The sequence below is a fragment of the Microcoleus sp. N3A4 genome (assembly GCF_036701805.1).
GTDB lineage: Bacteria > Cyanobacteriota > Cyanobacteriia > Cyanobacteriales > Microcoleaceae > Microcoleus.
On record NZ_JAUBRJ010000152.1, the window covers coordinates 1 to 3,562 of the forward strand.

Below are 3,562 nucleotides of genomic sequence, written 5' to 3' on the forward strand. Positions count from 1 at the left end.
TAGGCACAGATATTTTTCCTACACTGAATGTATGATAATCCTTAGTCATTAAAGCCAGAACTGCGGAATGTGGGTTTTATCTCATTGCTTGTCAGTTTAGGTTTGAGAGCTTATTTCAGGCGGGGTTGAACCTGTTTGAGTTCAGCTTTGGTTGCCAGGAGTTGGGGGATAGGTGCTGGCGGATGGATGGTAATTAGGGCTGCCAATAGCGTGTCAAAGTATCCTCGTTTTTTTCGATACTTGCTACCGGATCTGGGCCATTCTGGGTAGGTCTCTTGGTCAAACTCGATTTGAAACGCTCGCTGGAGTTTCAACAGCACTTCCAGGGTGTGATTCCAGCTATTCATCAGCGTGTAAGCTTTTCTACGGTCAGACCGGGCTATATCGATTACCGTTTGGCATAGGAGCGCTTTTAGAAGGGTTTCCACTTTGTAACAGCCACTGGTGTGAAATCGGCTTTCCATCGTCAGATGAAGTGCTAAGCGCAAAGCCAGTTCATCATGGTAGGCATCGATTTTGAGAATCTCCTGAGCTCCTGAGCCAAACTGATACAAGGCTTCTTTGGCGAAGTAACCTGCTTTGTTCAAGAAGGCATGAGTCCAGAGCCCCGGTTGGACTGTGATGTAGACTTCATCAGGCTGCTCTATTTTGCCCTCCAGATTCTGCTGACCTGTTAACTGAATTTGAATATTCCACATTCGCGAGGTGTCAACGCTGGCTCTAATTCCACCTTTTTTGTGTTTGCCTTCAACCCATGTGGCTTTGATTGCTAGGCAACAAGCGAGCATATGCAGTTTTAGCTAGTTCATTCAGTTTTTTAGACGCGGGCAAGTCTGTGCGTTTGTCCCAGCCCATTTCCTTGATTAAGTCACTGCCTTCGAGAGTGAATAAGCTTTCCCACGGCTCTTCTTGTCTCATAATATGAGCGGCAAAAATCAGGTGTAACTTGGCAGCGGTCAGCCCAAACTTGTCAATAATTTGCATGGCCTCGTCTAAGGGCAGCAGCGTGATGTCGTCGGGGTTGGCGATGTAGTGCTCGATGATGTTGTTGGGGTTGCCCTTGGCTCGGTGTTGGTAGTAGCCGACACCTGAAGGGTATTGCTGCCACAAGTCTGTTCTCAGTTGTGCGTGGAGGCCCGATACCATAGGAGGGGGTGTCGCAACAGGGGCGATCGGTCTACTCTGGTACAGACGAGGTTCTGTAATGGGTTTGTCTGGGGTATCTCTAACTTCAGCCAGACTTTCTGAGCTGGTCCTGTCACTCATAGTTTTAGTCAATAGTTAGAACCTAGTATTTTACTCACTGAATTTTTAATAAATTCGAGAATTTTAAGTTGGCATAAGATCGTCAAGTTGCAATTGTAAATTGGGGAATAGGTAAGAATAAACCGGCTCTCCCAAGCGATATTGTTGCTGCTGGTAAACTCCATCAACCAACTGGCAGACGGTGAAAGTAGGTTGCTTGGGATTGCCGATAAATTGCAAACCCCCCAAGCCTCGAAAGTCCACAATCCAATATTCTGCAATCTTCAAAAAAGCGTATTCTTCCACTTTTCTTGCATAATCATCTTGCCAATTAGTGCTGACCACTTCGGCAACAAGCTTAATTGTACTATCTTTACAAATCACTGGTTCTTTTTGCCAAAGGGGTTCACTACCAAGTTCTGCTTTATCTAAAACAACTACATCAGGACGCAGTGCTGTGGCCTCAGCGTATAGGGGTTTTATTAAACAAGTTTTTGGAACCAACCAATTGAATTGAGCGCGAAAAATTTCTACGTAAATTCTACCAGCAATACTACCTGCAACCGCTTCGTGAGGGCCAGTAGGTTCCATGTCTCTGAGTTCTCCATCAATGAGTTCATATCGTGTATTATCCCCATATAGGGCAATAAACTCCTCAAAGCTAAGTAGTTTGGATGGGGTGTATGTCATAGGTTATTTTTTAATAGGAGGTAGCTTAATTAGAAGTTTTGTGGAGTAGGGAGTAGAGTTCTGTTAAGTTTATTATACTCGCTCGATTGCATGACCGCCTTCGAGCTTTTGACACTCCCCGCTCTAAAGAGACGGGGATTCTTCATTCATAGACCCAACTTGCCCTGACAAGATTGCTCCAATCAGAGTAGAGGTCGGATCTCCTGAAGCGTTCGGGTTTAAGACCCAAGTTCCGGTATGCCCTACCGTACTCAAGGCTAATTTCAGGATGTTGAGCGCAGCATTCCAGTCTCTATCCAAGACAAACCCACACCCGCAAGCGTGAGTTCTCATTGATAGAGATTTCTTCACTACCGCACCACAGTTAGAGCATGCACCAGAGGTATAGGCAGAGTTTACCGCGACGGTTATTCTGCCAAACTTGACTCCGAAATACTCTAGCCATTTCCTGAACTGATACCAACCCGCATCATTAATCGACTTAGCGAGACAGTGATTCTTTGCTAAGTTCTTAATCCTCAAATCTTCATAGGCGACCAAATCGTTAGATTGGATTACGCAACGCGCTACTCTCTTGGCGTGTTCTTCACGTTGCCTACTTATTTTGAGGTGTACTCGCCCTAGTCGATTAATGGCTTTCTTGCGATTGGTAGAGCCTTTTTTCTTACGAGAAACACGGCGTTGCCTAAACTTCAGCCGCTTCTCGCCTGTTCGATAAAACTTAGGGTTAGGCTCGGCGTGACCGTTGGAATCGGTATAAAACTCTTTGAGTCCCACATCTAAACCAATGGTCTTCCCTGTCGGCTCTGCCTCTACTTTGTTGTCCGCACTGATTAGGAATTGAACATAGTATCCGTCAGCACGACGCACTAACCTAACTCGTTTTATCTGATCGAGTTGGTAGAAGTTTAAGTCCCACGTTCCCTTGAGTTTGAGCTTGCCAATTCCCTTCTTGTCGGTGAAGGTTATTTGCTTTCGGTTAGGAGAAAGTTTCCAGCCAGAGGTCTTGTACTCGACCGAACGACAGTTTTTATTGAACTGCGGATACCCTTTCTTTCCAGGAATAGCCTTTCTACAATTCTCGTAAAACCGAGCAATTGAGGAGTAGGCTCTCTCAACCGAAGCTTGGCAAGCATGAGAGTTCAAGGCGTTGACAAAGGGAAACTCAGCTCTTAATGCCGTGTTGTGACGATACAACTCTTTCTGCCCTACACCTCGGTTGTCCATCCAAAAACGGATGCACTTATTCCGAACGAATTGAGCAGTTTTGATTGCCTCGTCTATCGCTGCGTATTGAATTGTTTTCCCTTGAGCCTTGAACTCTAAAACAAACATTTTACGTGAAAAACTTCTACATCAAAATTGTAGCACAAACAAGAGAAAGCCGGCCACTGAAGAAGGGGCTTGAATCCCATTAATTTTGGTCAAACTAATGGAGGCGGATTGCGAGCTGATAAATCGCCTCGTGCCGATTCCAGAGAACCATCCATTATATTCCAATAGACCTCTCCAAAATTTTTATTTTGTGCTAAACTTGAATAAATATCGTCAAATTAGTAAAAATTTTAAGTTAATGAGCCTGATATTAGAGTACCTAGAAAAACACCCCAAAGAAGCCAAACGGTTA

General features: G+C 44.8%; 4 protein-coding genes. All 4 read right to left on the reverse strand.

Annotation, left to right across the window (positions count from 1 at the left end; all coding sequences use genetic code 11):
• Positions 1-110: 110 nt before the first annotated feature.
• The 4 genes from QUA56_RS36270 to QUA56_RS36285 all read right to left on the reverse strand — a co-directional run bounded on the left by QUA56_RS36270 (position 111) and on the right by QUA56_RS36285 (position 3,270).
• On the reverse strand, positions 111-788 hold the full coding sequence (locus QUA56_RS36270) for a hypothetical protein (RefSeq protein ID WP_333368798.1): 678 nt from the start codon (positions 786-788) through the stop codon (positions 111-113).
• On the reverse strand, positions 748-1,266 hold the full coding sequence (locus QUA56_RS36275; protein ID WP_333368801.1) for a hypothetical protein: 519 nt from the start codon (positions 1,264-1,266) through the stop codon (positions 748-750). Before QUA56_RS36275 ends, QUA56_RS36270 begins: the two co-directional genes overlap by 41 nt.
• A gap of 63 nt (positions 1,267-1,329) precedes the next feature.
• Entirely contained in the window at positions 1,330-1,935 is a 606-nt protein-coding gene (locus tag QUA56_RS36280; protein ID WP_333368804.1) for a Uma2 family endonuclease, read from the reverse strand.
• 123 nt (positions 1,936-2,058) lie between these two features.
• Positions 2,059-3,270, reverse strand: coding sequence for a transposase (locus QUA56_RS36285; protein ID WP_333368807.1), 1,212 nt, complete (start codon positions 3,268-3,270; stop codon positions 2,059-2,061).
• Positions 3,271-3,562 lie beyond the last annotated feature (292 nt).